Consider the following 24,050-nt stretch of genomic DNA (forward strand, 5'->3'; position numbering starts at 1 on the left):
GGCATGAAAAAAACAACCCCATGGAAATCGATTGCCGCTGTTATGATGGCGCTCTCGCTCATTACCGCAGGCTGTAGCGATACATCTTCCGCCTCGTCAGGAGAGGAAAGCCTCCCGGTTGTGAAGACGTGGAAAGTCACCTCCTCGCAATCCGGCCTCATGGCTAGCGGGAAAATTGCCGCTTCGGATGAGATTCAGGTCGTCTCCAAAGTATCCGGCAAAGTGGCGAGCGTCAACGTGAAGGAAGGCGCTGTCGTCAAGGCAGGCGATGTGCTGGTTACGCTGGAAGCGGCCGACTACCAGCAGCAGATCAACCAGGCGCAGGCGGCGATTGCCGGAGCCAACGCTAAGCTGCGCGACACAAAAGCAGGGGCGCGCAACGAGCAGCTCACCCAGCTGGAGAGTGTCGTCACGCAAGCACAGGCAGGTCTACGGGTGGCGGAGAGCAACTACAACCGGATGAAAGCTTTGTTTGATGCCGGAGCGCTGTCGCAGGCAGAATTGGAAAAAGCTTCGCTCGATTTGGAAAAGGCGCGGACAGGTCTGGAGCAGGCGCAGGCGCAGTACGATCTGGCGAAAGCAGGGCCGACTGCGGATACCATCGCTGCTCTGCAAGCGGAAGTAAGCCGTCTGAACTCCAGTCTGGAGCTGGCAAAAAGCAGCTATGACAACACGATTATCCGCGCGCCCATCAGCGGGATCGTCGCCAAGCGCCTGATTGATCCGGGCGAGATGGCGGTAGCAGGGTCGCCGCTTCTCGTGCTGGTGAACATGACGGACGTGAAGGTAGAGGCCAGCGTCTCGCAGGAGCAGATTAACCATGTCAAGGTAGGCTCGACTGTTGACGTCAAAGTAGGCAGTCTGGGCGGCAAGGTTCTGAAAGGAACCGTCGAGTTCGTCTCCCCGGTCTCTGACGCCAACAGCAGCTCGTTCCCGATCAAGGTCAAAGTAAACAACCAGGAAGGACTGCTTCGGGCCGGGATGGTAGCGGAGGTTGTGCTGCAAGGCCAGGCGAGCCAGGGCATCAAGGTGCCAAGCTCGGCCGTTCTGGCAAAAGAAAACAAGCATTACGTGTACACCGTGGACAACGATGTCGTTCATCAGGTAGAGGTCACGGTAGACGGCGCCAGCGGGGACTGGACGACAGTGACCCAAGGTGTGAAAGACAACGATCAGATTGTGCTGAATCCGACAGACAATTTGTCCGAGGGCACCAAGGTAATCGCAAACTAACGGGGGTGATGGCATGGCGGAAGCGGTGGCACAGCGGGAGGACAAAAGCGGCAGCGGCGGCATGTGGCTGTCCCTGGTCGCGATCCTCTCGGGAACCTTCGTTGCGATTTTGAATAACAGTTTGATTAACGTTGCCCTGCCCACCATGGTCAGCATTTTTGGCTCCACGACGGAGACCATGCAATGGGTTTTGACAGGCTACATGCTGGCAAACGCCGTCATGATTCCCATGAGCGGTTCGTTGTCGGCCAAATTCGGCTCGAAAAAAATATTCGTCCTGTCGCTTGCGGCCTTTACGGTTTCCTCCGTCCTGTGCGCACTCGCCTGGAGCGATTCTTCCCTGATCGCTTTTCGCGTCGTACAGGGTGTGAGTGGCGGGATGATTATGCCGATCGGGATGTCGATGATTTACATGATCGTTCCGCGGGAAAAGATCGGGATGGCGCTGGGGATTTTCGGGATCGCCTCGATGACGGCGCCCGCGCTGGGGCCGACTCTGGGCGGTTATCTCATCGAATTTTTAAGCTGGCAGTTTTTGTTTTTGATCGGCGTTCCGTTTGGCATTTTCGCGGTGATTATGAGTATGGTTTTGCTCAAGGAAACGCCGAAAAAGCCGGAGTTGAAGTTCGACTATCTCGGAGCTTTTCTGGCGATTGTCGGCTTCGGTACGCTCCTGCTCGCTTTCAGCAAAGGGCAGGCGGAGGGATGGACGTCGTTTTACATCGTCAGTCTGTTCTTCGTGGCGATCATGAGCCTGGCGCTGTTCGTCTGGGTGGAGCTGGGAAAAGAACAGCCGCTCCTGGATCTGCGGCTGTTGAAAATTCCGGTCTTTTCCATCAGTATCCTCACCTCCGGCTTCGTCATGATGGGGATGATGGGCGGGATTTTCCTCATGCCGATCTTCCTGCAAAACATCCAGGGAATGACGGCCATGGAGTCGGGGATCCTGCTGATGCCGCAATCCATCGCGATGGCGGTCATGATGCCGATTAGCGGAAAGCTGATGGACAAATACGGCATCGGCCCGATCGGACTGGTCGGGCTGACGATCATGACCGTTACGACTTATGAGTTGCACAATCTCGCGGCAGACAGCATGCACTCCTGGATGGACATGATTTTGACCATCCGTGGCGTCGGCATCGGGCTGTGCATGATGACGCTGTCCACAGTCGGGATGAACGCCGTGCCGCGCACGAGCGTAGGGGACGCTTCGCCGCTCTCCAACGTGCTGCGTCAGGTGATGAGCTCGTTTGCGATTGCGATTTTGACGGTAATCATGCAGGCGCGGCAAAATTTCCACATGGCGTCGATTGCCGACAATCTCAATACGGACATGGCGACGCAGTTTATCGGCGGCATTTCCGGCTTGTACGCGCAGGCAGGAGTAGATGCGGCCAGCGCCACAGGAGGGGCCAGCACGATCCTGTACGGGATGATGGCAAAAGAAGCGCTGGTGCAAGGTATCGGGGACACGTTCCTCGTCTCCGTGATTCCGATTGCGCTGTCGATTCCGCTTCTGTACTTCTTGCACAAGAAGCCGAAACCAAATCCACAGGCGCCCGGACAGCAAAAGACGGCTGCCTAAACGAAAAAGCGAAAGGGTCACTTCTGCAAGCCTCCGATCAGGCTGCGGGAGTGACCCTTTTTTCATTTTTTCAAGGGGGCGTGCAATCCCCTAAGACGAAACCTTCCACAGCCAGTACACGATCCTTCCGACGATATAGCCAAGCAATACCGTCCAGCCAATCTTCGCCCAGACATTCAAACCTTTCACAAATTCACGCAAGCTTTTTCGGGGTTGGGGGTGCTTGTTCACCTGGAGACACTCCTTTTGCTGGTTGGTTATAGCGAATAAACAAATAAATACCGCCGATGATAATCAGCCCGCCGACCCATTGCGGCACCGTCACGACTTCCCCCAGGATGAAGTAAGCCAAAATCGCCGTTCCGATCGGTTCCCCCAGAATGCCCATGGAAATCGTCGTCGTATTCAACCATTTGATAACCCAGTTAAAAATCGAGTGGCCGAGCAGCGTCGGAAACAGCGCGAGGCAGAAAAACCAGCCCCAATCCTGTGCAGGGTAACCGGCCAGCGGGTAGCCAAGAGCGAGATCGTACGCGACGAGGATCGCGCTCGTTGCCGTGTAGACGACCAGTGTGTAGGCAAAGGAAGACATGTGCTGACGAACGTACTGGCCGACCAGCCAGTAGCCGGTGACGGTCACGGCTCCCAGCAAGGCGAGCGCATCGCCGAACAGGGCCATGCCACCGACCTGAAAATCTCCCCAGCCGATGACGAAGCTGCCTGCGATGGCGAGCAATCCGCCCGAGAGTGCCAGAGGCCGCACGCGCTCCCCGAAAAAGAAATAACCGCCGATAAAGGCGAAGAGGGGCTGTAGCGTGACCAGTACCGTTGAACTGGCTACAGACGTGTAGTTCAACGACTCGAACCACAACAGAAAGTGGCTGGCCAAAAAGGCCCCCGACAATAGACAGAGTAGCCACACTTTTTTGTTCATTTTTCCGATCTCGGCGAGCGCCCCGCGATTCCAGAGCAAAAACGGAAGCGTCAGGACGACGGAAAAAACCAGCCGATACGTCGCGATAATCGGCGCAGGCGCACTGGACAGCTTGACGAAGATCGCGGACGAAGAAACGGCAATCACCCCGATGAGCAAGGCCACATACGGCGGAAACAGCGGCTTTTCCAATGGTTGATTCATGTCTACACCTTCTTCTCTCGGCTATCAGTCACGATGCTTTCTATTGTACCGTTCGCCTGAAAAATTCACAATGTTATGCGTACCCGCTAACCTGAAAGGTTTTTTTTCAATCAGGCAATCCTACAGGCATGAGATACTTACATTCGTTTTTTCGTATCGCCGTTTGGTTGCTCCTGCTCGTGTGCATGCCTGCCCGCACAGAAGCGATCCCGTTGACCCCTATCCACATTCTGATCGACGTCGGCCACGGAGGGGTGGACTCCGGCACCTCCTACGGCACCTTGCATGAAAAAGACATCAATCTGCAAATTGCCAAGCGTCTGTACGAGCAATTGACCAAGGCAGGGTACAGCGTGGCTTTGAACCGGTACGAGGATATCGCGCTGAGCGACGACAACCGTTGGCTGGGCAATCGCTCCCGGCATGTTCGCGACCTCGCCCAGCGCAAAAACCTGGCGAGGGAAATCGTCCCGCAAATGATGCTGAGTCTGCATGTGAATTGGTCGAACGATTCGCGTCGCCACGGTCCTGTCGTGCTGTACCAGAGCAATGAACAGAGCTTCATGCTCGCCGATTTGCTGCAAAGCTCGCTGAACCGACTGTCCGGCACAGATGACAGGCCGGTCAAGGGCAAGACGTACTACATGCTGCGTCACAGCTACTGCCCGTCCGTTATCGTGGAGATGGGGTTTATCAGCAACGCTTCTGATCGGGAAAGGCTGACTACTCCTGCGTCACAGGAAAAAATCGCTCAGGCCATCAGCGAAGGCGTGAGCGAATACGTGACGTTGACAGGAAATCTGAAAATGGAGACGTTCGCAGAAGAGAGTTGGTGGCAAGAGCCATGGATCCGACAGATCAATGGCCGACTGGATGAATAAGCTGTGAAATCGTGACAAATTCGGCCTCCTTCTGAATGCGCGGGATGTACTGGCGCAGAACGGAGGCTGTTTTTTTGCCTGGAGGTCCCACGTGCCCGATCGCGATGCAGAGCGGGTGGTTGCCGATCAGCTTGCAGATTTTCTCCATCTGTTTCGTGATGTGGGGGACAGAGTAGACGTCGTCGAGAAAAATCCGGTTTTCCGCGTACGGCACGCCCATCTCCGCCGCGATTTTGCCTGCTACGCTCTTCTCCGTCGTCTTGCTGTCCAGATAGATGAGGCCGCGCTTTTTGACGACACTCATGATAATGCGCATGATGCGCTCGTCAGCCGTCACCTTGGAGCCCATATGGTTGTTCATCCCGATGGCGTGGGGCACGTCGTCGATCGCTTTTTCGACCCGCTGGCGAATTTCTTCATCGGACAGATCGGTGGTAATCGCCCCTGGTCCGAGCCACGAGCGCTTGCCCTTCACCGGCTCCATCGGCATGTGGACGAACACGTCGTGCCCCTTTTGATGGGCAAGTTCGGCATCCTGCTTGGTGCTGGGCAGAAACGGCATGACCGCGACCGTCAGCGGCACGGGCAAATTCAGAATCTCCTCGGTCCCTGCCATGTTGTTGCCGAAGTCGTCGATGACAAAGGCGACCAGATGCTTCGGTTTTGGCTGCGCAACGGGAGTGGTATCGGTATCGCCTGCTGCGGCCGTCAGCGAAAAGAGGAAGAAGGAAAGGAGCAGGGGAAGAACCAGCAACAATCTTTTCAGGGAATTCATGGTATCGCCTTCCTTGTCCATTTTTTTCATAGTCTGTTCAACCGCGTCCTTGTTTACCCGCAGTATCTGTCGCTTGGCTTAGGCAATCGCCCTATGTTACGATAAAAAGATAGTAGTTTTGCCACGAGAGGGGTCGGATTCCTTGAGTCATTTTGTGTTGATTGACGGAAACAGCGTAGCCAACCGGGCGTTTTATGCGCTCCCTTTGCTGTCCACGTCAGCCGGACTGCATACGAACGCAGTTCTCGGTTTTACCACGATGCTGCTTCGCGTGTTGGAGGAAATGAAGCCCACGCATCTGCTGGTTGCGTTTGACGCGGGAAAAGTCGTCTTCCGCCACAGCGAATACGCCGATTACAAAGGCGGACGCAGCAAAACGCCGCCGGAGCTGTCCGAACAGTTTCCGCTGATTCGGGAGCTGCTCGACGCCTTCTCGATCAAGCGCTTTGAGCTGGAAGGCTACGAGGCGGATGACATTATCGGCACGTTGACCAAGCATGCGGATGCACAGGCTTGGAAAACGACCGTCATTACCGGGGACAAAGACATGCTCCAGCTCGTGTCCGATCACGTAACGGTCGCGTTGACCCGCAAAGGCGTCAGCGAAATCGAGCTGTACACCCCGCAGGAAATTCGGGACAAATACGGCCTTTCTCCGCTGCAAATTATTGATCTGAAGGGCTTGATGGGCGATTCGTCCGACAATATCCCGGGCGTGCCCGGCGTCGGCGAGAAAACGGCCCTGAAGCTATTGCACGAATACGGCTCTGTCGAGAAGGTGCTGGAAAACATCGACCGCATCTCCGGCAAGAAGCTGCAGGAAAACTTGCGCGAAAATGTGGACAAGGCCACCATGAGCAAGGCACTGGCGACGATTTTGCGCGAAGCTCCCGTCGAGCTGGACGTGCACGAGACAGCCTACGACGGCTACGACGGAGCACGGGTCAGCGACTTTTTCAAAAAGATGGAGTTCAAGTCGCTGCTCTCCAAAATCAAGGTGACGCAGCCCGCAGAAGGAAGCGGCGAGGGGACTTCGGCGAAGCCTTTTGCCTTTGAAGTCGTCACAGAGGAGAACGCGGACAAGTACGCAGACAAGCTGACCTCCCCGATGGCCCTGTACATCGAAATGGACGGAGAGAACTACCACCACGCCCCGATTCTTGGCTTCGGACTGGCAGCAGAGGACACGGTGCTTTTCGTGCCGTGGGATGTCGCGCGGGAGTGGAAGGCGTTCTGTGCGTGGCTGGCCGACCCTGCCAAGGAAAAGTGGGTATTTGACGGCAAGCGCGACACGGTAGGGCTGGCCTGGCATGAGCGGGAGGCAAACGGGATCAGCTTCGACGTTTACCTCGCGTCTTACCTGCTCAACGCTTCCGAGAGCAATCCGACGCTCGACAGCATCGCCTCCCAGTACGCCCAGGTGCGGGTGCTGTCTGACGAAGAGGTGTACGGAAAAGGGGCCAAGCGCCTCGTGCCGGAAATGGATGTGCTCAGCGAACATGTGGCGCACAAGGCCGCCGCGATTTGGCAGAGCGTGCCGGTGCTGCGCGAGCAGTTGGCGGCAAACGAAATGGTCGAGCTGCTCCGCGATCTCGAAGCGCCGCTCAGCATGGTGCTGGCGCGCATGGAAAAGCAAGGGGTCAAGGTCAACCGCGAGCGTCTCGCGCAGATGGGCCAGGAATTGGACAAAAAGCTGGCTGACTTGACGACGCAAATTTACGACCTGGCTGGCGGGCCGTTCAACATCAACTCGCCGAAGCAACTGGGGGACATTTTGTTCGACAAGCTGTCCCTGCCTGTCATCAAAAAGACGAAGACAGGTCCTTCGACCAGCGCAGACGTGCTGGAGAAGCTGGCTCCGTACCATCCGATTATCGACGCGATCCTGAACTTCCGTCAGCTCGGGAAGCTGCGTTCCACGTATATTGAAGGGCTGACGAAGGAAATTCATCCGCAGACGAGCAAGGTGCACACCTTGTACAACCAGGCCACGACGGCGACGGGACGATTGTCCAGCACGGAGCCCAACCTGCAAAACATCCCGATCCGCATGGAGGAGGGCCGCAAGATTCGCGAGGCGTTCATCCCGTCCGAGGACGGCTGGTACATGTTGGCCGCCGACTACTCGCAGATCGAGCTGCGGATTTTGGCCCATATTTCCGGCGATGAAAACTTGATCGACGCGTTCCGAAAAGGAATGGACATTCATACGCGCACCGCGATGGACGTATTCGGGGTGCGCGAGGACGAAGTGACGTCCTTGATGCGCCGCCAGGCCAAAGCGGTCAACTTCGGGATCGTGTACGGCATCAGCGACTACGGCTTGTCGCAAAACCTGAACATCACCCGCAAGGAAGCCGCTGCGTTTATCGAGCGCTATTTTGCCGTCTTCTCCGGCGTGAAGCGCTGGATGGAAGAGATTGTCCAGCAGGCCAAAGAGGACGGCTACGTGACGACACTCTTGCACCGCCGCCGCTATTTGCCGGATATTCGCAGCAGCAACTTCAACCTGCGGTCCTTCGCGGAGCGCACGGCCATGAACACGCCGATTCAAGGGACGGCTGCCGATATTATCAAACTGGCGATGATTCGTATGCAGGAGAGCCTGGAGCAAAAAGGGCTGTCCAGCCGGATGCTTTTGCAGGTGCACGATGAGCTTGTGTTTGAAGTGCCGGAAAGCGAGCTGGCGATCATGCGCAAGCTCGTGCCGGAAGTCATGGAGGGGGCGATTGCGCTCGACGTTCCGCTCAAAGTGGACGTCAGCGACGGGCGCAGCTGGTACGACGCCAAGTAGGCAGGCCGCCGAACACCAACAGGGAAAGGACAGACAGCGAGAGGAGGAGGCTTATGCCGGAGTTGCCAGAGGTTGAAACCGTGGTCCGCACATTGCGCAGCCTGGTGCTGGGGAAAACAATCGAACGGGTCAGTGTCCATCTGCCCCGGATCGTGCGCCGGCCGGATGATGTGGAAGCGTTCAAGGCCCAGCTTGCGGGTCAGACGATCCGGGAAATCGCGCGGCGGGCCAAGTTTATTCAATTTTTCATGGATCAGGATGTGCTCATCTCCCATCTGCGGATGGAAGGAAGGTACGGCCTGTATCAGGCAGACGAGCCTGTGGAGAAGCATACCCACGTCGTCTTTCACTTCACGGATCAGACCGAGCTGCGCTACCGGGACGTGCGCCAGTTCGGGACGATGGATCTTTTTCCCAAAGGACAGGAGACCGTTAGCGGACCGCTTGCCAAGCTGGGAGTAGAGCCGCTTTCGGAGGGATTTACTCCTGACGTTCTGCGCAAGCTGCTCGCCGGACGGACGACGAAAATAAAACCGCTTCTGTTGAACCAGGAATGTATGGTAGGACTGGGGAATATTTATGTGGACGAGTCACTGTTCCGGGCGGGCATTCACCCCGAGAGGCCGGCAGGCACATTGACCGGCCAAGAGGTTGACAGACTGCATGCGAGCATCGTCGCTACCTTGTCCGAAGCAGTCGAGCAAGGGGGCAGCTCGATCAAGTCTTACGTGAATGGCCAGGGCGAGATGGGGATGTTCCAGCAATCGCTCATGGTCTACGGGCGAAAAAATGAGCCTTGTGTCCGCTGCGGAGCGGAGATTGTCCGTTTTGTCGTGGGGGGCCGAGGAACCCACATTTGCCCCGTGTGCCAGAAAAAGTAAACCTTTTTTCCGAGGGAGGAGGATGGGCATGATCTTAGGATTGACGGGCGGGATTGCCACGGGCAAGAGCACAGTGGCCGGCATGCTGAGAGAGCGTGGAATCCCGGTCATTGACGCGGATCAGATCGCCAGAGAGGTCGTCGAGCCGGGAAAGCCGGCGTATGAAGCGATTGTGCGTCATTTCGGAAGAGATATCCTGTTGGAAGACGGTCACATTGATCGAAAAGGGCTTGGGGAGATCGTATTTTCAGACGAGTCCGAGCGTCAAAAGCTGAACGCCATCGTCCATCCCGAGGTACGGCGAGTGATGCGGGAGGAGGCGGAAGCAGCCGAAGCAAGCGGAGCTGACATCGTGTTCATGGACATTCCGCTGTTGTTTGAGAGCAAGCTACAGCATATGGTTGAAAAAATTGTGGTGGTCTACGCACCGTACGACATGCAGCTCGCGCGGATGATCGAACGGGACGAATTGGAAGAAGAGCAGGCGAAAAAACGGTTGCGCGCCCAGTTACCCATCGACCAGAAGAAGCGGGACGCCGACTTTTTGATCGACAACTCCCGTTCGCGCGAAGAGACGGAGCGACAGGTGGAAGCACTCCTCGCCGCAATCAGGTCGGAGCAGCGATCATGAGACCAGGCAAACGCGCAGCATTCATTCTGCTCGTCCTGATGAGCGTTTTTTTGCTGCAAGGCACGCCTATGGTCTGGAAATGGATGTACCCCATCAAGTATCAGCAGGAAATCGTGACAGCAGCAAGCAAATACAAGGTAGACCCTTATCTGATTTTGGCCGTGATCCGTTCCGAGAGTGGTTTTCAAACAGACCGCGTCTCGAAAAAGGGAGCCGTCGGCTTGATGCAGATCATGCCGGATACGGCGGAGTGGATCGTCGCCCAGGCGAAGTTCCGCCCGAAAGACGAGCAATACTTGTACGATCCCGTCATGAACATCGAGATCGGGACGTGGTACCTGAACTTTTTGCTGAACCGCTACGAGGGCGATCTCATCAAGGTCATCGCAGCCTACAACGCCGGGCCGGGCAAAGTGAACGGCTGGCTGGAAAGCGAACAGTGGAGCGGGCACCGCGAGACGATCGAAGATATCCCGTTCGGCGAAACGCGCCAATACGTACAGCGCGTTCTCTATTATCATGACCGTTACAAACGCATCTATGACTTCTCACTACAGTAAAAGCCGCTTCTCTTGCCGGAGAGCGGCTTTTTGTCTTGGGTTGGGCAGACTAAAGCAAGCCGAACCGAAATGAGGAGCAAAAAATCGTCCAAATATTTATTTTTCAGTAAAACACATTGATAATTGTGTTATACTTATTATAATGAAGGTAACGGATCAGTGTAACTTAATTGCGAAAGGGGTTTCTATTTATGACAATCAAAATTGGTATTAATGGTTTCGGCCGTATTGGGCGCATGGTATTCCGTCGCGCTATCCAGGACCCCAACATTGAAATTGTAGCGATCAACGCCAGCTATCCGGCGGAGACGCTTGCACACTTGCTGAAATACGATACCATTCATGGACGCCTGCCCAATAAAGTGGAAGTACAAGACAACAAAATCATCGTAGATGGCAAAGCGACAGTGGTTCTTTCCGACCGCGACCCGCTCAAGCTGCCTTGGGGCGAATTGGGTGTGGAAATCGTCGTGGAAGCGACTGGAAAATTCAAGGATCGGGAAGGCGCTGGCAAGCACCTGCAAAGCGGAGCGAAAAAAGTGGTCATCACGGCTCCGGCCAAGGGAGAAGACGCGACGATCGTCATGGGCGTAAACGAGTCCATCTACGACCATGCGAACCACCATATCGTGTCCAATGCTTCTTGCACGACCAACTGCCTGGCTCCGGTGGCAAAAGTGCTCCACGAAGCATTCGGCATCGAGCAAGGCTTGATGACAACCGTTCACTCGATCACAAACGATCAGGTCAACATCGACAACCCGCACAAAGACCTGCGCCGTGCGCGCGCGGCTGGCGAGTCCATCATCCCGACCACGACGGGCGCTGCTCGCGCGGTAGGCAAAGTATTGCCTGAACTGAACGGCAAACTGAACGGCTTTGCGCTGCGTGTCCCTACCCCGAACGTATCGGTAGTAGACCTGGTCATCAACACGAAAAAGCCTGTAACCGTAGAAGAAGTGAACCGCGTGCTGCGCGAAGCGAGCGAAGGCAGCATGAAAGGCTACCTCGAATTCTGCGACGAGCCGCTCGTGTCCAGCGACTTCAACGGCAACGACCACTCCTCGATTGTCGACGGTCTGTCCACGATGGTCATGGGAACCAACCAGGTGAAAGTGATCGCGTGGTACGACAACGAGTGGGGCTACTCCTGCCGCGTCGTAGACCTGGTGCGCCACGTTTCGGAAATGCACAACCAGCCAGCGGTCAAAGAAGCAACAGCAGCTGGCGTCAACTAAGCGGATGAAACAAAAACCCTTTGCCCGTCCAAGAGGCAAAGGGTTTTTTCAGGACGAAGTGGATTCGGTCAAGCCGCTGATGTTAAACAATTGATCGTCTTCGAAGCCGACGATAAACAGCTTGATGTTTTCTTTCAGGTCGAGATCATAGGGAGCGATGACATCGTTGCCGCGGCCGTCCTTGAGGACGCGGATCGTCGGCCGATGGGAATAGTCCGGATCTACGCGACTGACTACCCCTGTCTCGCCCGTATTGAGGACAACGCTGCTTCCGATCGGGAAAATCGCGATGTGTTTGATAAAGGCATTCACCAGATGATGCTCGAAAAGATGACCGCCCGAGCCGAGCAAGTATTCGACGGCATCCTGTGGCATGTACCGCCTGCGCCAAGGGCGGGGAGAAGTCAAGGAGTCATAAATATCGCAGAGGCCGACAATTTGGGCGAATTCATGAATCTGCTTCCCGACCAGGCCCTGAGGATAGCCGCTCCCGTTCAGCCGTTCGTGATGCTGCAAACAGATGTGGGCAGACAGCAAGGAAATATCATGCTGCTTGCGGAGCAGGTTAAAGCCGAGTGTCGTGTGCTGCTTCGCCAGTTCCTGTTCTTCTGCATTCCAGCGTTCTTTTTTCTGCAACAGCTCTTCCGGCAAACTCACCTTGCCGATATCGTGCAGCATGGCTCCGATGCCCAGATTCATCAGTTGGGTTCGATTGTAGCCGAGCGACATGCCGACTGCCGTCGCGAGCACAGCCACGTTGACCGAGTGATGGTACAGGGATGGAGAGTGGGAAGAGATCGTAGTCAGGTGACCGACCATCTGCTTGTTTTGCATCAGGTCGTCCAGAATGGAACTGAATGCCCGTTGAAAATGCAGGCCCATTTCTTTCAGGGAGATTTTGCGGGCGAGCTTGTTCGAGTTGGTGATCTGTTTGATCGTTTTTTCAATGACTTCTACTGCGACTTGTCTGGTCTGCGGACGAATGACGTCTTCCACCACAATGTCCTCCGTACGCGGATCATCAATGTAGACGGAGTCGACACCGGATCGCTGAAGTCCGGATATCAAGCGCTCGGTCAACTGCATCCCGACGCCAAGCAGCACTTTGCCATCTTCGGTGAAAACGGTACGGCCGAGTTTCATTCCCGGCTGGACTTGTCTTAACGAAACTAAACGCATTCCAATCCCTCCAACAGTACCCATATTGTACTCCATTCGACTTATGCTTTAAATAGGTACAAGGATTGACTTGACTTCTGACCGGAAGATGAGGGACACTGTAGACATGTATTGTCAATATTGGAGTTGATTCTGCCATGCGTTGTCCATTTTGTGAATACAATGGGACGAAAGTCCTGGATTCGCGTCCGTTTAATCATAACAAATCGATCCGGCGCCGGCGGGAGTGCGAATCGTGCGAGCGTCGCTTCACTACCTTTGAAATGGTCGAGGAAACGCCGCTTTTGATCGTGAAAAAGGACGGCACCCGCGAGGAGTTCAGTCGGGAAAAGGTGCTGCGCGGTCTGGTTCGCGCCTGCGAGAAGCGGCCTGTTCCTTTGGAACGGCTGGAAAATGTGGTGAACGACATCGAAAAAGAGTTGCGCAGCTGCGGTCAGGCGGAGATCCCGAGCAACGACGTCGGGGAAAAGGTCATGGAGCGTTTGTATCACGTCGACGAAGTCGCATACGTCCGTTTTGCCTCAGTTTATCGCCAATTCAAAGACATCAATGTATTCATGAAAGAGCTGGAGGAGCTTCTGGCGCAGGCGAGGGGCAGCCAGTCTTCGTTGCCAAATGAGTAAGAGATAGATTGCATATAGGACTCTCCTCAGGCTCTTGCGAAATTCGCCAGGGCTTCTTTGCTTTCCAGTTATTTTTCTACGCCCAACCGCTTGCCGTGCTATAATAATAGAATCGAATTTTGTCAGGAAGGAAAGAGTCTGATGCGCCGACTAGTCTGGAACGAATTGTTGCCAAAAGATCGCTATCTGGTGCGGCTGGCAAGACCTCTCAGCTTTTCGGAAATGGGGTTTGTCACGCAGTTGTACTTGCCGATCATTGGCGTCGAATCGTACGCCCTCTATCAAATGCTTGTCCACAGCGTGCAGGAAGCGAGCGGGGCCTCAGCGGAAGGAACCCATCGCAGTCTCATGCTCGCGTCTTCCTTGTCCCTGGATCGTTTGCTGGATGCGCGTGAACGTCTGGAGGCCATCGGACTTGTCGAAGTGCGCCGCCGGGAAAACCAGCAGCGCGATTACTACTACGAATATTTGCTCAAGCCCCCGCTTGCGCCCGGGGAGTTTTTCGATGATTACGTCCTCTCGCTGATGCTGCTCAACAAAATCGAAAACGTCCGCTATGCCCAACTGCGGCAGCAGTATGCCGATCCTTTGGGCAGCAAGCTGGCCGCCGAATATGCGCAGGTAGAAAACATCACCAAAGATTTCCATGAAGTATTCCAATCGTTGAAACCGTCGGAGCTGGAAGTGAAAAAAGGCTCCGAGCGCGATCGCTTTTTGAGCGAGATGGAGACAAGCTACCCGCAAGCCGCGCTGAAGTCCGGCTTCGAAGCCAAGGTGAACCACCCGTTGAGCGTGTCGTCTTTGCGCCTGTATTTGCCGGACAATGCCGATCCCGCCAAGGTGTTGGAAGGAAAAAGCATGGAGCTGTTGTTTTCGCTCTGCCATTTTTATCAGCTGGACAGCTGGGGGATGGGGCAGGAGCTGCGTGACTGGACGCTGTACAAGCCGGATCGGAGTCTGGACGGAGAGGTGCTTCGCAAGCGGCTCATGCAGCGTTATGCGGAAGACAAGCTGTATCGCAACGATTCGGCTGCTGCCACGCCGGATGACGACTGGGGGCCGGGCAGATTGCCTGAACCGGGCAGCGAGGCGTTTGTTCGGGCTTGCCGGCTGCTTTCCCCGCTTGCGCTTTTGGAAAAGGTCGTGGGCGGCCGCGTGAGCAAGGTGTACCTGGAGCGAGCCGAGAGCCTGGTGTTTGCAGACGGACTGCCGCCGGAGGTCGTGAATGCGCTGCTTTTGCACACGCTGGCCAGCAAGCAGATGGAGCTGCCGAAAGCGTACATGGAGACGATTCGCGACAGCTGGAAGGCCAAGCGGATTGCCACGGTAGATGAAGCGGTAAGGCAAATCGTGGAGCGCTCCGAGCAGCGGGCGCAATCGATGGAAAAAGCCAAGGCGGCGAAGAAGGAAGCGGCTCCGATCAGACGAAACGGCCGGGCGATTTTGCAGGACAAGCTGCCCGCTTCGGTAGAGTGGCAGCTGTCGCAGGAAAAGGCGGCGCCGGACGCTTCGAAGGGACAGTCCATTCAGGATTTTCCGGAATTGCAGAAGCGGCTGGAAGCCTTGCGGAAACGAAAGTAAGGGGGAGTGAGGGAAAATGGAATCTATCCGCGAGTTCATGCAGGAGCTGGCCAAGCGAACGCCGCGTCACCTGCTGACGCCCGACCAGCAATTGGATAAAATGTTCCGTTCGTCGGCGTATTTGAAAGCTTTTCAGGCGGAGCACCCGGCATTGACCCGAGACGATTACCTTCGCTCGCTCTCCAGTATCTATACAGCAGTCAAGGAGCAGTATTGGTGCGAGCGTTGTCCCGGGCTTGGCGAGTGCCCGAATCTGGTTCGGGGCCACAGCACCCGGCTGGAGGTGGCTCATGGCAACATCGTCAGCGCGATTGCGCCCTGTCCCAAGCAACTGGCGCACGAGGAAGAGGTGCGCCGCCGCCGTCTGATGCGCAGCTATTATGTGTCGGAAGAGACGATGAACGCCAGCTTTGAAGGAATGGTCATCGACGCAGACAATATGGCTTCGGTGGAGGCGGCGATCCGTTTTTGTGAAAAGGTAGGCACAGGCGAGCGGGTCAAGGGTCTGTATTTCCACGGTCCGTTTGGCGTCGGGAAAAGCTACATCATGGGCGCGATTGGCCGCGAGCTGTCCGAGCGCAATGTCGCTTCGCTGCTCGTCTACGTGCCTGATTTCATCCGCGAGATGAAGGATTCGATCTCGGACCAGTCGTACGCCGGGAAGCTGGAGCTGCTCAAGGAAGTGCCCGTCCTGATTCTCGACGATATCGGAGCGGAAAACCTGACGCCGTGGGTACGAGACGAGATATTGGGCGTCATCTTGAACCAGCGGGCGAATAACCATTTGCCGACGCTGTTTACCTCGAACTACTCGCTGGAGGAATTGCAGGAGCATTTGTCCATCTCAAACGGCAACCGGATTGAGCAGACAAAGGCGGCGCGGATCATGGAGCGGATTCGCCACTTCGTGGATGTCTACGAAATTCGCCGCCAGAACCATCGAGCGAGCAACTAGCGAGACGAGGCGGGAGACCTCCCAGTAGGTGAGCGCGAGCACCTCTCTGCCCCGATGGTACGGCCCGAACAGGACATCGGAATGGACGCCGACCGCAGAGGCGTTCCACCCGAGTGATTCGGCCATGGTCATCGCGCGAGCCAAATGGTAGTCGTGGCTGATAATCAACACATGCTGCATACGATAGTCATCGAAAACCTGCTGACTGTACAGCAGGTTTTCGTATGTACTGGTGGACTGGTTCTCCAGGAGAATCCGCTCCGCCGGGATGCCGTGCGCGACCAGATAGTCCCGGCTGACCTCTGCCTCTGTCTTCGTTTTTCCTTCGCCCAGCCCGCCTGTGACGAGCAAGGTAGACACATAGCCATCCTGATACAGACGAACGGCTTGCTCCAGACGCTCGCGCAGTCCGGGACTTGGGCCTTCTCCCCACACGGCAGCGCCTAGGACCATGCCGACGTCGGCGTGGCGAGGCGCGGCCTGCTCGGCCATTTGTGCTATTCGCTGCCATTGATAGCTGAACCAGATTCCGCCGAGCAGCATGACGACAAGAAGCGCTCGCCTGCCTTTTCGCGAAAACATGTTTCGTATTTGGGGTCTGCGTTTTTCCATGCTTTTGTTGCTCCTTCGTATCTGTTTTTGGCGATCTTTCTCTTGAGTATGACGTTGGACCAAGGATCTAGTTACAGGCTACTGCCCATGCCCGCTCTCCCTGACGGGTAAAAGATTTTGCGCAAATGCCGATATAGTAAGGGTGAGATCATTTCCAAAAACAGCAAATGTCATACGGGAGAAGGAGGCTGACCATGTTCTGGAAAAAAACGATGCTCTTGTTTCTGGCCTTTCTGCTGCTGGCAGGAACGGGGAGTGCCGGGGTCGGATTGGCGGCGGAAGTCATCAACCGCCTGGTCCTGACCAAAAACGAGATCACGCTGGAGTTGGGGGATACCGTATCTGTAGGGGCGACGGCCATCTATGAGAGCGGGAAAACGGAAGAGGTTACGGTCAAGACCAATTGGCAAAGCCCGGACCAGGGCAAGGTGATTCACGTCTACTCGGGACAAATCACAGCCAAGGCTGTCGGCAACGCCGTCGTCACTGCGGAATATATGGGCAAGACAGCTATCGTCAATGTAACCGTCACGAAAAAAGTAAAGGCGCTCGTGCTGAATCAGCAGGCAGTCAGCACGCGAATCGGAGAAGAGAAAACGGTTGAGCTGACGGCTTACTACAGCGAAGGCGAGCCGGAAAACGTGACGGAAAAAGCTGACTGGTCGATCGACAACCCGGCCATTGCCACCGTCATTAATGGCAAGATCAGAGGGGTAAGTTCCGGTACGGCTACCGTCACCGCCAAGTACGGCAGCCAGACGACGAGCGTGCAGGTTCGTGTGGAAATCGCGCACCGCCTCATTCCGAGCAAAACACAAGTGTCCTTGCTTCTGGGCAACCCAGCCACAAGCTCGGAAACGATCAAGCTGCTCGCCGTCTTCCCGGACGGTACGCCGGAGGATAACGACGTAGCAGCCAAAGCCGAATGGTCGTCGGACAACCCGGCCGTAGCCGATGCGCTGAAAGGAACGATCACGGCATACAGCCCGGGCTCGGCTACGATTACAGCCAAATACGGCACCAAGACGGCCACCATCAAAGTGGATGTCGACAATACGCAACGTCTGACAGCGACTCCGCAGAGCGTATTTTTGAAGGTGGGCGAAAACAAGCCGGTCAAGCTGGAAGCCACCTACGCCACCTCGCCTGTGCCAGTAGATGTCCATGACAAGGCAGAGTGGTCCTCCAATCGGGAAGACGTGGCGTACTACAACAACGGAACCATTTATGCTGTCGCTTCAGGCGAAGCCATCATCACGGCGAAATACAGCAACAAAACGGTGCAAATCCTGGTAGATGTAGAGGTGCCCCGCTCGCTGGACATCATCCCGTCCTACCTGACGATGGCAAGCGGCAAAACCGTGGAAATCGGACAGGTGCCAAATGGCAACAATGTCATCGTGAAAGCCTTTTTTGCCGATGGACAAAGCGAGAACATCACCGACAAGCTCGAATGGACCTCGGATCATCCGGATATTGTGTTCGCCAGCGGGAAAACCCTATCTGCCTTCAAAGCAGGGACAGCGACCTTGACCGCGAAGTACGGCGGCAAGACAGCTACGCTGGTCGTGGATGTGGATGTCCCGCAAAGCCTGACCGCCAACCCGGCCAAAGTCGCGATTCAGGTCGGAGATGTCAAGCAAGTGGCGGTCACCGCAACTTTCCCTGACGGAACAAGCGAAGATGTGACCCAAAAAGTTACCTGGACGTCCAGCGTGCCGGCAGTTGCCACTGTGCGCCAGGGACTGGTAACAGGAATATCCACCGGAGCTGCGACGATCACGGCAACGTTTGGGACGCGCTCGATCAACATTCCGGTATCCATCGGTGTACTGCAATCGCTTGCCGTAGACAAAAAGTCGCTGGTTCTTGGCAAAGGCAACAGCCAGGAAGTCAAGCTGACCGCCACCTACGCGGACGGCACAGTCAAAGACAACATCAATGACCAGGCGACATGGACGACCTCCTCCGGTGCGGTAGCCGAAGTGAACGCGGGCAAAATTACCGCTGTCGGCTCGGGAAAAGCAACGATTACAGGGACGTTTGAAGGCAAGAGCGTGACGGTTGCCGTAGAGGTCGATCAGGCGCAAACCTTGACCGTCAACCCGCGTCTGGTCATCATGAACGTCAATGACTCGACGGCAGTTGAAGTGAACGCGACAGACAGCTCGGGCGCAACTGTTGACGTTTCCAAAACCGCAGAATGGACCTCGTCCAACCAGAAGGTAGCCGACGTGGAAAACGGCAAAGTACGTGGTCTTGCCAACGGTCGCGCCACGATCACCTTCAAGTACGGCGGCAAGTCTGTCACCCTCCCGGTGGAAGTGGGAATCGTCACCAAGCTGGAGGCGGACAAGCGCTTCGTCAGCCTGAAGTCGAATGGCGCCAGCGTCCAAATCAAACTGACCGCCACCTTGTCGGACGGACGCACCATGGACGTCACCAGCCTTGCTGACTGGAAGACGAGCAATTACAAGGTTGCCGACGTCTCCAAAGGCTTGGTCAAAGGGCTCGCCTACGGAAAGTCCACGATTACAGCCAAATACAACGACAAGAGCGTCTCCGTCCCTGTCGATGTAGACACGCTGAAATACTTGAAAACAGACGTCGTCCAGGTCATCATGAACAAGGGCGAAACGAAGCAAGTCAACGCCATTGCCACCTACATGGACGGCTCGGAGGCAAACGTCACGAAGCCAGCCCTGTGGACTACTTCGCGCCTGCTGGTCGCAGATGTGAAGGACGGGATTATCAAGGCGACAGGCTCGGGCAAAGCGACGATCTACGTCAGCTACGGCGGCAAGAAAACGCCGATTGTGGTGACGGTGCGGTAGGCATGTGGTGGAACGGATTTTATTTCATCTAATTTGTAATTCCAGAAGGGGTGTCTCTATGGTTGGATTTTCGATCAGGGGGGCGCCTCTTTTCATCGCTTCCATATAGATAACATTTCGGTTTCCTCACACAACAATCGTATAAAGCGAGTTTTGATTGATCGTTTTCGAGAACCTCTTCTTCTAGCTTTTGATAGCGATCATTTTCTATCGCCATTTGATAGTTTGAGCTGCGGTTGGGAATGCTTTTTCGTTAGGTTTTTTCATGAAGAACGTAACTTTTTTCGTTTTTTTTGCTTGCGCGGTAATGGAGAGGTATGCTATACTGAAATCACTGAGGCGGTAACTCGCTGATGCATACATAATGGGGCATTAGCTCAGCTGGGAGAGCGCTACACTGGCAGTGTAGAGGTCAGCGGTTCGATCCCGCTATGCTCCACCATAAAAAGGCCTTGAAACGCTTGGATTTCCGAGCGTTTTTTGTTTTTCTGAGAAGAAATAGACTCTCTTGTGTCGAGCTGTGGTCACACAGTTGGTCACACTGGGTAATTTTCAGAGGTTTTTTGCTCTGTATAAGGGTAACTATCGACCAATCAGAAATAGATAATTCTCGATCTAAAAAAACTCGCTCAGTCCATTAGCAGGTGACTGAGCGAGTTTTCATGTCATTATCCAAACAACATATTGCCAAATTGTTTAGCGGTCTCTTTATGAACGGTTGGCAAAACGTGGGTATACGTATCAAGAGTGACTCTTATATCGCTATGCCCAAGGATTTCTTTTACGACTTTTGGATTTACTCCTTGTGTGAGTAACAATGTGGCAACAGTATGACGTAGCCCGTGGAATTTTATCTTAGGCACCTTTGCTTTTTTCATTAGTTTATAAAAGTCGCGGAGCAAGTTTCGGGGATTGATAGGGGTTCCCGTCTTAGTGCAAACGACAAGGTCGTAATCTTGGTAGCTTGATCCGGCAGCAAGCTTTTCTTTTGCTACCTTCTTCTTGTGGGCTTTGAGTTCCGCAATTGTTTTTTCGGCAAGTGTAATGGTTCGAGTGCTTGATTTTGTTTTGGTTTCTTTGGAGAAATTCTTTCCGTCATGGCTCAATGTTTGACGAACTTGAAGGGTTCCATTCTCTAAATCTATATCCTTCCATCTGAGGCCGAGTATTTCTCCTTGCCTCATTCCTGTTGTCAGGGCGAGAAGATAGGCCACGAATAAATTGCTACCCTCAGCCACTTTGAGGAAACGGGTGGTTTCTTCTAAATTCCAGACAAGCATTTCCTTTCGAGGAACCTTGGGACTCTCTACATCTGCTGCTGGACTATAAGAAATATACTTTCGCTTAACGGCCATCTTCAAAGAATTCTTTACGATCTTATGAATATCTAAAATAGTGGTCTCAGATAATCCTTTTTCTTTTGCCAAGTAAGCGTAGAATTTTTCGATCATCTGTGGTGTGATTTTTCCGAGTTCTACCTTATGAAAATAAGCGGCGATGTGTTTCTGGACGTTGTGTCTATAGGTAGCAAGTGTAACTGGCTTTAGCTTTAAAGCTTTGCTATCCAGCCATTCACCTACTAAAAATTCACTGTATCCCAGTTTGGTATTTTTGATATAGGTATTCTCATCTACTTGTTGTAGAATTTTTCGCATTTCTCTCATAGCTTCTTTTTCGGTACGAAATCCCCGGCGCTTGATTTGTCGTCTTTTACCAAATTCATCTTTTCCTGCGCTGACGACAAACCAGTATGTACCTGTTTTCTCATCTTTTTTAACTTTCATTTGCATATAACCTCCATTTGGATTGTCATTCAGTAAACAAAAATAAGCAGGAGCAAATTGCCCCTGCCGATTAAAAAGTTGTTATTTAGTTAATAGTTTTTTACGAGACACACAGTCCGACCAAAATAAGCTGCGACATTAGCACCGCAGCTTATTTTAAGAGTTTCTTAATCAGCTAAATCCCTATAGCACTCCAGATTCATTTCAGTTCGTTTGAGAATAAAATCTATTACTGCTCTCTTGGGTATCCGATAGCCCTTCATCTTAATTGATTTTATTTGTCCGCTCCGCAGTAGCTCGTATACTTTTGATCGCCCTATATTGAGGGCTTCCATAACATCCTCCACTGACATGATGTCATCGTATTGAGCAAACATAGTCTCATCCTTTCTTTCTGATCTATCCTTCGGTTTGAAAATAGATGCTTCCAGTTTTGTAGAGGTCGGTTACGATATTGTTCAATGCAAGTTAGATTAAATTGAATTTCGTTGGTTGAATTCGGATGAAGTTGAATGTGGTTTCGAACAACAGTGAAATACAGGCTATAACGAAGATCAATTATCATGAAATCATCCAGAGGGATATGGTAAAATAGTGCTGCTAGACGAGCCGGTTCATTTTTTATTTATACCTTAACAATGCTGAAATGGTGTTGTCAGCAAATTTTTCACTCCAACGACTTGCATAAGAATTATCAAATTGCAGTCCTATAGAAGAGCCTACAATGTTGAGGTTTCTATCCAACTACCCTACTACCTTGTTACCCAATAGTCCAAATGATTACAGACGGAGAATGCCAAATGTTCAAAGGAAAAAAGTTGTTTAAGGACTCTTATCGCTTAAACAGAGACTCTTATCAAATTCAAGATATTGAGAAGATAAGAGAGTATTTTAATCAAGCCTTCAAGGATAACAACGTTGATATTTTTGTAGATGATGATTTTACGGTTATCGATGAAGAGGGGTATTATGCAAACTCTAATCCTCTTCTTAACAAATACTTTTTCTTTCCAAGCCATAAGCTCTATTTATTTGACGGTTCCAAAAAGCATGAAATAGGAGTTAGAATATGCTTTGTTAAAGAGGGTCGGCGTGGAATCAAATGCCACGTATTTGATATTACGAGTGAGCAATATCAAAGCATTAGTAGATGGTCTAAAGCACAAGAATTTTTTGATAAGAACCTCATTAGTGATAAGTTTAAAAATATGTATTCCTCATACATGTCAGTTTGTAACAAGTTAGTGGATCAATTAAAGACGAAGCCGTGTATCGTATATACAACTCAGAGCGGATGGGTAGAGGGAGGCCGAAACTGGTTCTATGTTCCGCTTTCCGCGTGTGATGAAGATGACTTGTTATACAGTAAGTCATTGAAATCGAAGTATAGGATGAATCCATCTACACATTTGACAAAACAAGAAGCCTTCCAGCAAACTTGGAGTATGCTGGATATTGCTGACAAGAAAATAACATTACCTCTTCTGTCCTACACCTTTCTATCACTGATTACAAGCTTGATGAACTACAGTCCAGATAAATTTCCAAAGTTTATCGTCTGTATTTGTGGAAGTAACAAGCAACTTGATCGGCAAGGTTTTGCTAACTTTTTTTGTAACTTGTATGACAGAAAAATGAATATTTTCAGCTTGAACTCGCTATATCATATAAACTCAGACATAGATAAGAAGATGCTTGAGGAAAAATTTTCCGAAATTAGGGATGGAATTCTGATACTTAACGCAGGTTCCCGACTGAAACTTATCGATAAGTCCATTCGAGGGATGCGAGACTTCGATGCGGATAACATGTTGTTAATCCTAAATGAAAAGAAGCTAGATAAAGAGTTTGTATTAAATCTTGACATAAGTGACTTAGACATTAATTCCAGACATTTAGAGCATTTGCGGCAAACCCCCGATATCCTAGCATCCTCTATCTTACATGCAACTGAATTCTTCCGAAGAGTGTTTCAACTCGAAGACACTTCTAATAAAAAGAAAGTCGAGAAGCATCTACGCAAACGGTACAAGCACTTTCGAAAGCTTCTTGAGAGGGACGATATTCAGCAAGTAGAAGATAAATTACACATTTATTCATGCTTGCTTATTGGCCTTGATCTTTTACTTAACCTAGTAAAAAATGATTTGCTCGTGTTTAGTGACAAAATAGGTGAAGAAAAAGTACAGGCATATATGAACGAAGCCGTGCAGCTTTTCCAACAAGAGTGTAAGATTGAAGATACATCTAATATGAGCGATAGTAAAATGACAACCGAGAATAACGAACAGCCAATTAAAGATGAACATATTGTTTTTCTTAAAAAACTGTTTGAAGTGTTGCCAACGCCAATGCCACGTTTTCAAGATAAAAACAACAATCCTGATATATTTGCATGGACAGATAAAAAGGACGAAAATATTATTTGGATTAAGAATTCAGTTTTTCAAACGATACTTTTATCAATCTGCAGCAAGTTTGAAGAACTGGATGAAGATGAGCGAAGATCGACCATTACTAAATATAAGACCAGGATTTACGAAAAGTTACGTTCCAATGAAATTTCCGTTATCTTGCCCAAGAATGATGACCCACAAAATAGTACTATTAAAATTGGGACTACTGAAAAACACGATTACACAGGGAATAGAGCTATCGGGACGCGCAAACCGTGTTCAGTTTTCAAAATGGACAGGCGAAGGGCAGAAGATTACCTTAACTCTTTAAATAATTGAACAGTTCACTGTCAGGAGGCGTATAGAC

At 52.5% G+C, this 24,050-nt stretch carries 19 protein-coding genes and 1 tRNA gene; 14 read left to right on the forward strand and 6 right to left on the reverse strand.

Annotated features, from left to right (window positions below; genetic code table 11):
* The first annotated feature begins 3 nt into the window (after positions 1-3).
* Both ACTHO6_RS13740 and ACTHO6_RS13745 read left to right on the forward strand, forming a co-directional pair.
* Positions 4-1,233, forward strand: a complete 1,230-nt coding sequence (locus tag ACTHO6_RS13740) for an efflux RND transporter periplasmic adaptor subunit (RefSeq protein WP_440242160.1) — start codon at positions 4-6, stop codon at positions 1,231-1,233.
* 13 nt (positions 1,234-1,246) lie between these two features.
* Positions 1,247-2,821: a DHA2 family efflux MFS transporter permease subunit gene (locus tag ACTHO6_RS13745; protein ID WP_440242163.1), complete on the forward strand. Its 1,575-nt coding sequence runs from the start codon at positions 1,247-1,249 to the stop codon at positions 2,819-2,821.
* Between the two features lie 193 nt (positions 2,822-3,014).
* Here the strand turns inward: ACTHO6_RS13745 and ACTHO6_RS13750 are convergent, their stop codons facing one another.
* Entirely contained in the window at positions 3,015-3,959 is a 945-nt protein-coding gene (locus ACTHO6_RS13750; RefSeq protein WP_440242164.1) for a DMT family transporter, read from the reverse strand.
* Between the two features lie 128 nt (positions 3,960-4,087).
* Here ACTHO6_RS13750 and ACTHO6_RS13755 point away from each other — a divergent pair, with 128 nt between their 5' ends.
* On the forward strand, positions 4,088-4,840 hold the full coding sequence (locus ACTHO6_RS13755; protein ID WP_440242166.1) for an N-acetylmuramoyl-L-alanine amidase family protein: 753 nt from the start codon (positions 4,088-4,090) through the stop codon (positions 4,838-4,840).
* Here ACTHO6_RS13755 and ACTHO6_RS13760 read toward each other — a convergent pair.
* Complete coding sequence (locus ACTHO6_RS13760) at positions 4,818-5,645, reverse strand: divergent polysaccharide deacetylase family protein (RefSeq protein WP_440242169.1); 828 nt, start codon at positions 5,643-5,645, stop codon at positions 4,818-4,820. The two genes, ACTHO6_RS13755 and ACTHO6_RS13760, sit on opposite strands and share 23 nt — an antisense overlap.
* A 112-nt stretch (positions 5,646-5,757) precedes the next feature.
* Between ACTHO6_RS13760 and polA the strand changes: the two genes are divergently transcribed.
* The 5 genes from polA to ACTHO6_RS13785 all read left to right on the forward strand — a co-directional run bounded on the left by polA (position 5,758) and on the right by ACTHO6_RS13785 (position 11,719).
* Positions 5,758-8,409, forward strand: a complete 2,652-nt coding sequence (gene polA, locus ACTHO6_RS13765) for a DNA polymerase I (RefSeq protein WP_440242172.1) — start codon at positions 5,758-5,760, stop codon at positions 8,407-8,409.
* A gap of 53 nt (positions 8,410-8,462) precedes the next feature.
* On the forward strand, positions 8,463-9,290 hold the full coding sequence (mutM, locus tag ACTHO6_RS13770) for a DNA-formamidopyrimidine glycosylase (protein WP_440242174.1): 828 nt from the start codon (positions 8,463-8,465) through the stop codon (positions 9,288-9,290).
* Between the two features lie 28 nt (positions 9,291-9,318).
* Positions 9,319-9,921 carry a dephospho-CoA kinase gene (coaE, locus tag ACTHO6_RS13775; RefSeq protein WP_440242175.1) on the forward strand — a complete coding sequence of 201 codons (603 nt, stop codon included), beginning with the start codon at positions 9,319-9,321 and terminating at the stop codon, positions 9,919-9,921.
* Positions 9,918-10,481, forward strand: coding sequence for a lytic transglycosylase domain-containing protein (locus ACTHO6_RS13780; protein WP_440242177.1), 564 nt, complete (start codon positions 9,918-9,920; stop codon positions 10,479-10,481). Before coaE ends, ACTHO6_RS13780 begins: the two co-directional genes overlap by 4 nt.
* Positions 10,482-10,672: 191 nt before the next feature.
* Positions 10,673-11,719 (forward strand): glyceraldehyde-3-phosphate dehydrogenase, encoded by a 1,047-nt coding sequence (locus ACTHO6_RS13785; RefSeq protein ID WP_440242178.1) that lies wholly within the window; start codon positions 10,673-10,675, stop codon positions 11,717-11,719.
* Positions 11,720-11,767: 48 nt separating this feature from the next.
* On the opposite strand, the gene ACTHO6_RS13790 is transcribed toward ACTHO6_RS13785, so the two are convergent.
* Positions 11,768-12,898, reverse strand: a complete 1,131-nt coding sequence (locus ACTHO6_RS13790) for an HD-GYP domain-containing protein (protein WP_440242180.1) — start codon at positions 12,896-12,898, stop codon at positions 11,768-11,770.
* Positions 12,899-13,035: 137 nt separating this feature from the next.
* Here ACTHO6_RS13790 and nrdR point away from each other — a divergent pair, with 137 nt between their 5' ends.
* The 3 genes from nrdR to dnaI all read left to right on the forward strand — a co-directional run bounded on the left by nrdR (position 13,036) and on the right by dnaI (position 16,057).
* Positions 13,036-13,521, forward strand: coding sequence for a transcriptional regulator NrdR (gene nrdR / locus ACTHO6_RS13795; protein WP_440242183.1), 486 nt, complete (start codon positions 13,036-13,038; stop codon positions 13,519-13,521).
* 141 nt (positions 13,522-13,662) lie between these two features.
* Complete coding sequence (locus ACTHO6_RS13800; protein WP_440242185.1) at positions 13,663-15,102, forward strand: DnaD domain protein; 1,440 nt, start codon at positions 13,663-13,665, stop codon at positions 15,100-15,102.
* Positions 15,103-15,118: 16 nt separating this feature from the next.
* Positions 15,119-16,057 carry a primosomal protein DnaI gene (dnaI, locus tag ACTHO6_RS13805; RefSeq protein ID WP_440242186.1) on the forward strand — a complete coding sequence of 313 codons (939 nt, stop codon included), beginning with the start codon at positions 15,119-15,121 and terminating at the stop codon, positions 16,055-16,057.
* Here the strand turns inward: dnaI and ACTHO6_RS13810 are convergent.
* Positions 15,947-16,669, reverse strand: coding sequence for a YdcF family protein (locus tag ACTHO6_RS13810; protein ID WP_440242188.1), 723 nt, complete (start codon positions 16,667-16,669; stop codon positions 15,947-15,949). The genes dnaI and ACTHO6_RS13810 overlap by 111 nt on opposite strands.
* Before the next feature lie 194 nt (positions 16,670-16,863).
* Here ACTHO6_RS13810 and ACTHO6_RS13815 point away from each other — a divergent pair, with 194 nt between their 5' ends.
* Together ACTHO6_RS13815 and ACTHO6_RS13820 are read left to right on the forward strand one after the other, a co-directional pair.
* A complete protein-coding gene (locus tag ACTHO6_RS13815) occupies positions 16,864-19,503 on the forward strand; it encodes an Ig-like domain-containing protein (protein WP_440242189.1) in 2,640 nt (879 codons plus the stop codon).
* Positions 19,504-19,869: 366 nt separating this feature from the next.
* Positions 19,870-19,945: transfer RNA gene (locus ACTHO6_RS13820), tRNA-Ala, on the forward strand.
* A gap of 226 nt (positions 19,946-20,171) precedes the next feature.
* On the opposite strand, the gene ACTHO6_RS13825 is transcribed toward ACTHO6_RS13820, so the two are convergent.
* Complete coding sequence (locus tag ACTHO6_RS13825; RefSeq protein WP_327991444.1) at positions 20,172-21,287, reverse strand: site-specific integrase; 1,116 nt, start codon at positions 21,285-21,287, stop codon at positions 20,172-20,174.
* Positions 21,288-21,454: 167 nt separating this feature from the next.
* Positions 21,455-21,664 (reverse strand): helix-turn-helix domain-containing protein, encoded by a 210-nt coding sequence (locus ACTHO6_RS13830; protein ID WP_026557897.1) that lies wholly within the window; start codon positions 21,662-21,664, stop codon positions 21,455-21,457.
* Between the two features lie 423 nt (positions 21,665-22,087).
* Between ACTHO6_RS13830 and ACTHO6_RS13835 the strand changes: the two genes are divergently transcribed.
* Positions 22,088-24,022, forward strand: a complete 1,935-nt coding sequence (locus ACTHO6_RS13835; protein WP_327991443.1) for a hypothetical protein — start codon at positions 22,088-22,090, stop codon at positions 24,020-24,022.
* Positions 24,023-24,050 lie beyond the last annotated feature (28 nt).

It is taken from the genome of Brevibacillus sp. SAFN-007a, from assembly GCF_051967035.1.
In the GTDB taxonomy this organism is placed as follows: Bacteria; Bacillota; Bacilli; order Brevibacillales; family Brevibacillaceae; genus Brevibacillus.

What these genes read in the sequence shown, in the direction of transcription:
- ACTHO6_RS13740 (WP_440242160.1), top strand. Translation starts at nt 4, where the DNA reads ATGAAAAAAACAACCCCATGGAAATCGATTGCCGCTGTTATGATGGCG.
- ACTHO6_RS13745 (WP_440242163.1), top strand. Translation starts at nt 1,247, where the DNA reads ATGGCGGAAGCGGTGGCACAGCGGGAGGACAAAAGCGGCAGCGGCGGC.
- ACTHO6_RS13750 (WP_440242164.1), bottom strand. Translation starts at nt 3,959, where the DNA reads ATGAATCAACCATTGGAAAAGCCGCTGTTTCCGCCGTATGTGGCCTTG.
- ACTHO6_RS13755 (WP_440242166.1), top strand. Translation starts at nt 4,088, where the DNA reads ATGAGATACTTACATTCGTTTTTTCGTATCGCCGTTTGGTTGCTCCTG.
- ACTHO6_RS13760 (WP_440242169.1), bottom strand. Translation starts at nt 5,645, where the DNA reads ATGAAAAAAATGGACAAGGAAGGCGATACCATGAATTCCCTGAAAAGA.
- mutM (WP_440242174.1), top strand. Translation starts at nt 8,463, where the DNA reads ATGCCGGAGTTGCCAGAGGTTGAAACCGTGGTCCGCACATTGCGCAGC.
- coaE (WP_440242175.1), top strand. Translation starts at nt 9,319, where the DNA reads ATGATCTTAGGATTGACGGGCGGGATTGCCACGGGCAAGAGCACAGTG.
- ACTHO6_RS13780 (WP_440242177.1), top strand. Translation starts at nt 9,918, where the DNA reads ATGAGACCAGGCAAACGCGCAGCATTCATTCTGCTCGTCCTGATGAGC.
- ACTHO6_RS13785 (WP_440242178.1), top strand. Translation starts at nt 10,673, where the DNA reads ATGACAATCAAAATTGGTATTAATGGTTTCGGCCGTATTGGGCGCATG.
- ACTHO6_RS13790 (WP_440242180.1), bottom strand. Translation starts at nt 12,898, where the DNA reads ATGCGTTTAGTTTCGTTAAGACAAGTCCAGCCGGGAATGAAACTCGGC.
- nrdR (WP_440242183.1), top strand. Translation starts at nt 13,036, where the DNA reads ATGCGTTGTCCATTTTGTGAATACAATGGGACGAAAGTCCTGGATTCG.
- ACTHO6_RS13800 (WP_440242185.1), top strand. Translation starts at nt 13,663, where the DNA reads ATGCGCCGACTAGTCTGGAACGAATTGTTGCCAAAAGATCGCTATCTG.
- dnaI (WP_440242186.1), top strand. Translation starts at nt 15,119, where the DNA reads ATGGAATCTATCCGCGAGTTCATGCAGGAGCTGGCCAAGCGAACGCCG.
- ACTHO6_RS13810 (WP_440242188.1), bottom strand. Translation starts at nt 16,669, where the DNA reads ATGGAAAAACGCAGACCCCAAATACGAAACATGTTTTCGCGAAAAGGC.
- ACTHO6_RS13815 (WP_440242189.1), top strand. Translation starts at nt 16,864, where the DNA reads ATGTTCTGGAAAAAAACGATGCTCTTGTTTCTGGCCTTTCTGCTGCTG.
- ACTHO6_RS13825 (WP_327991444.1), bottom strand. Translation starts at nt 21,287, where the DNA reads ATGAAAGTTAAAAAAGATGAGAAAACAGGTACATACTGGTTTGTCGTC.
- ACTHO6_RS13830 (WP_026557897.1), bottom strand. Translation starts at nt 21,664, where the DNA reads ATGTTTGCTCAATACGATGACATCATGTCAGTGGAGGATGTTATGGAA.
- ACTHO6_RS13835 (WP_327991443.1), top strand. Translation starts at nt 22,088, where the DNA reads ATGTTCAAAGGAAAAAAGTTGTTTAAGGACTCTTATCGCTTAAACAGA.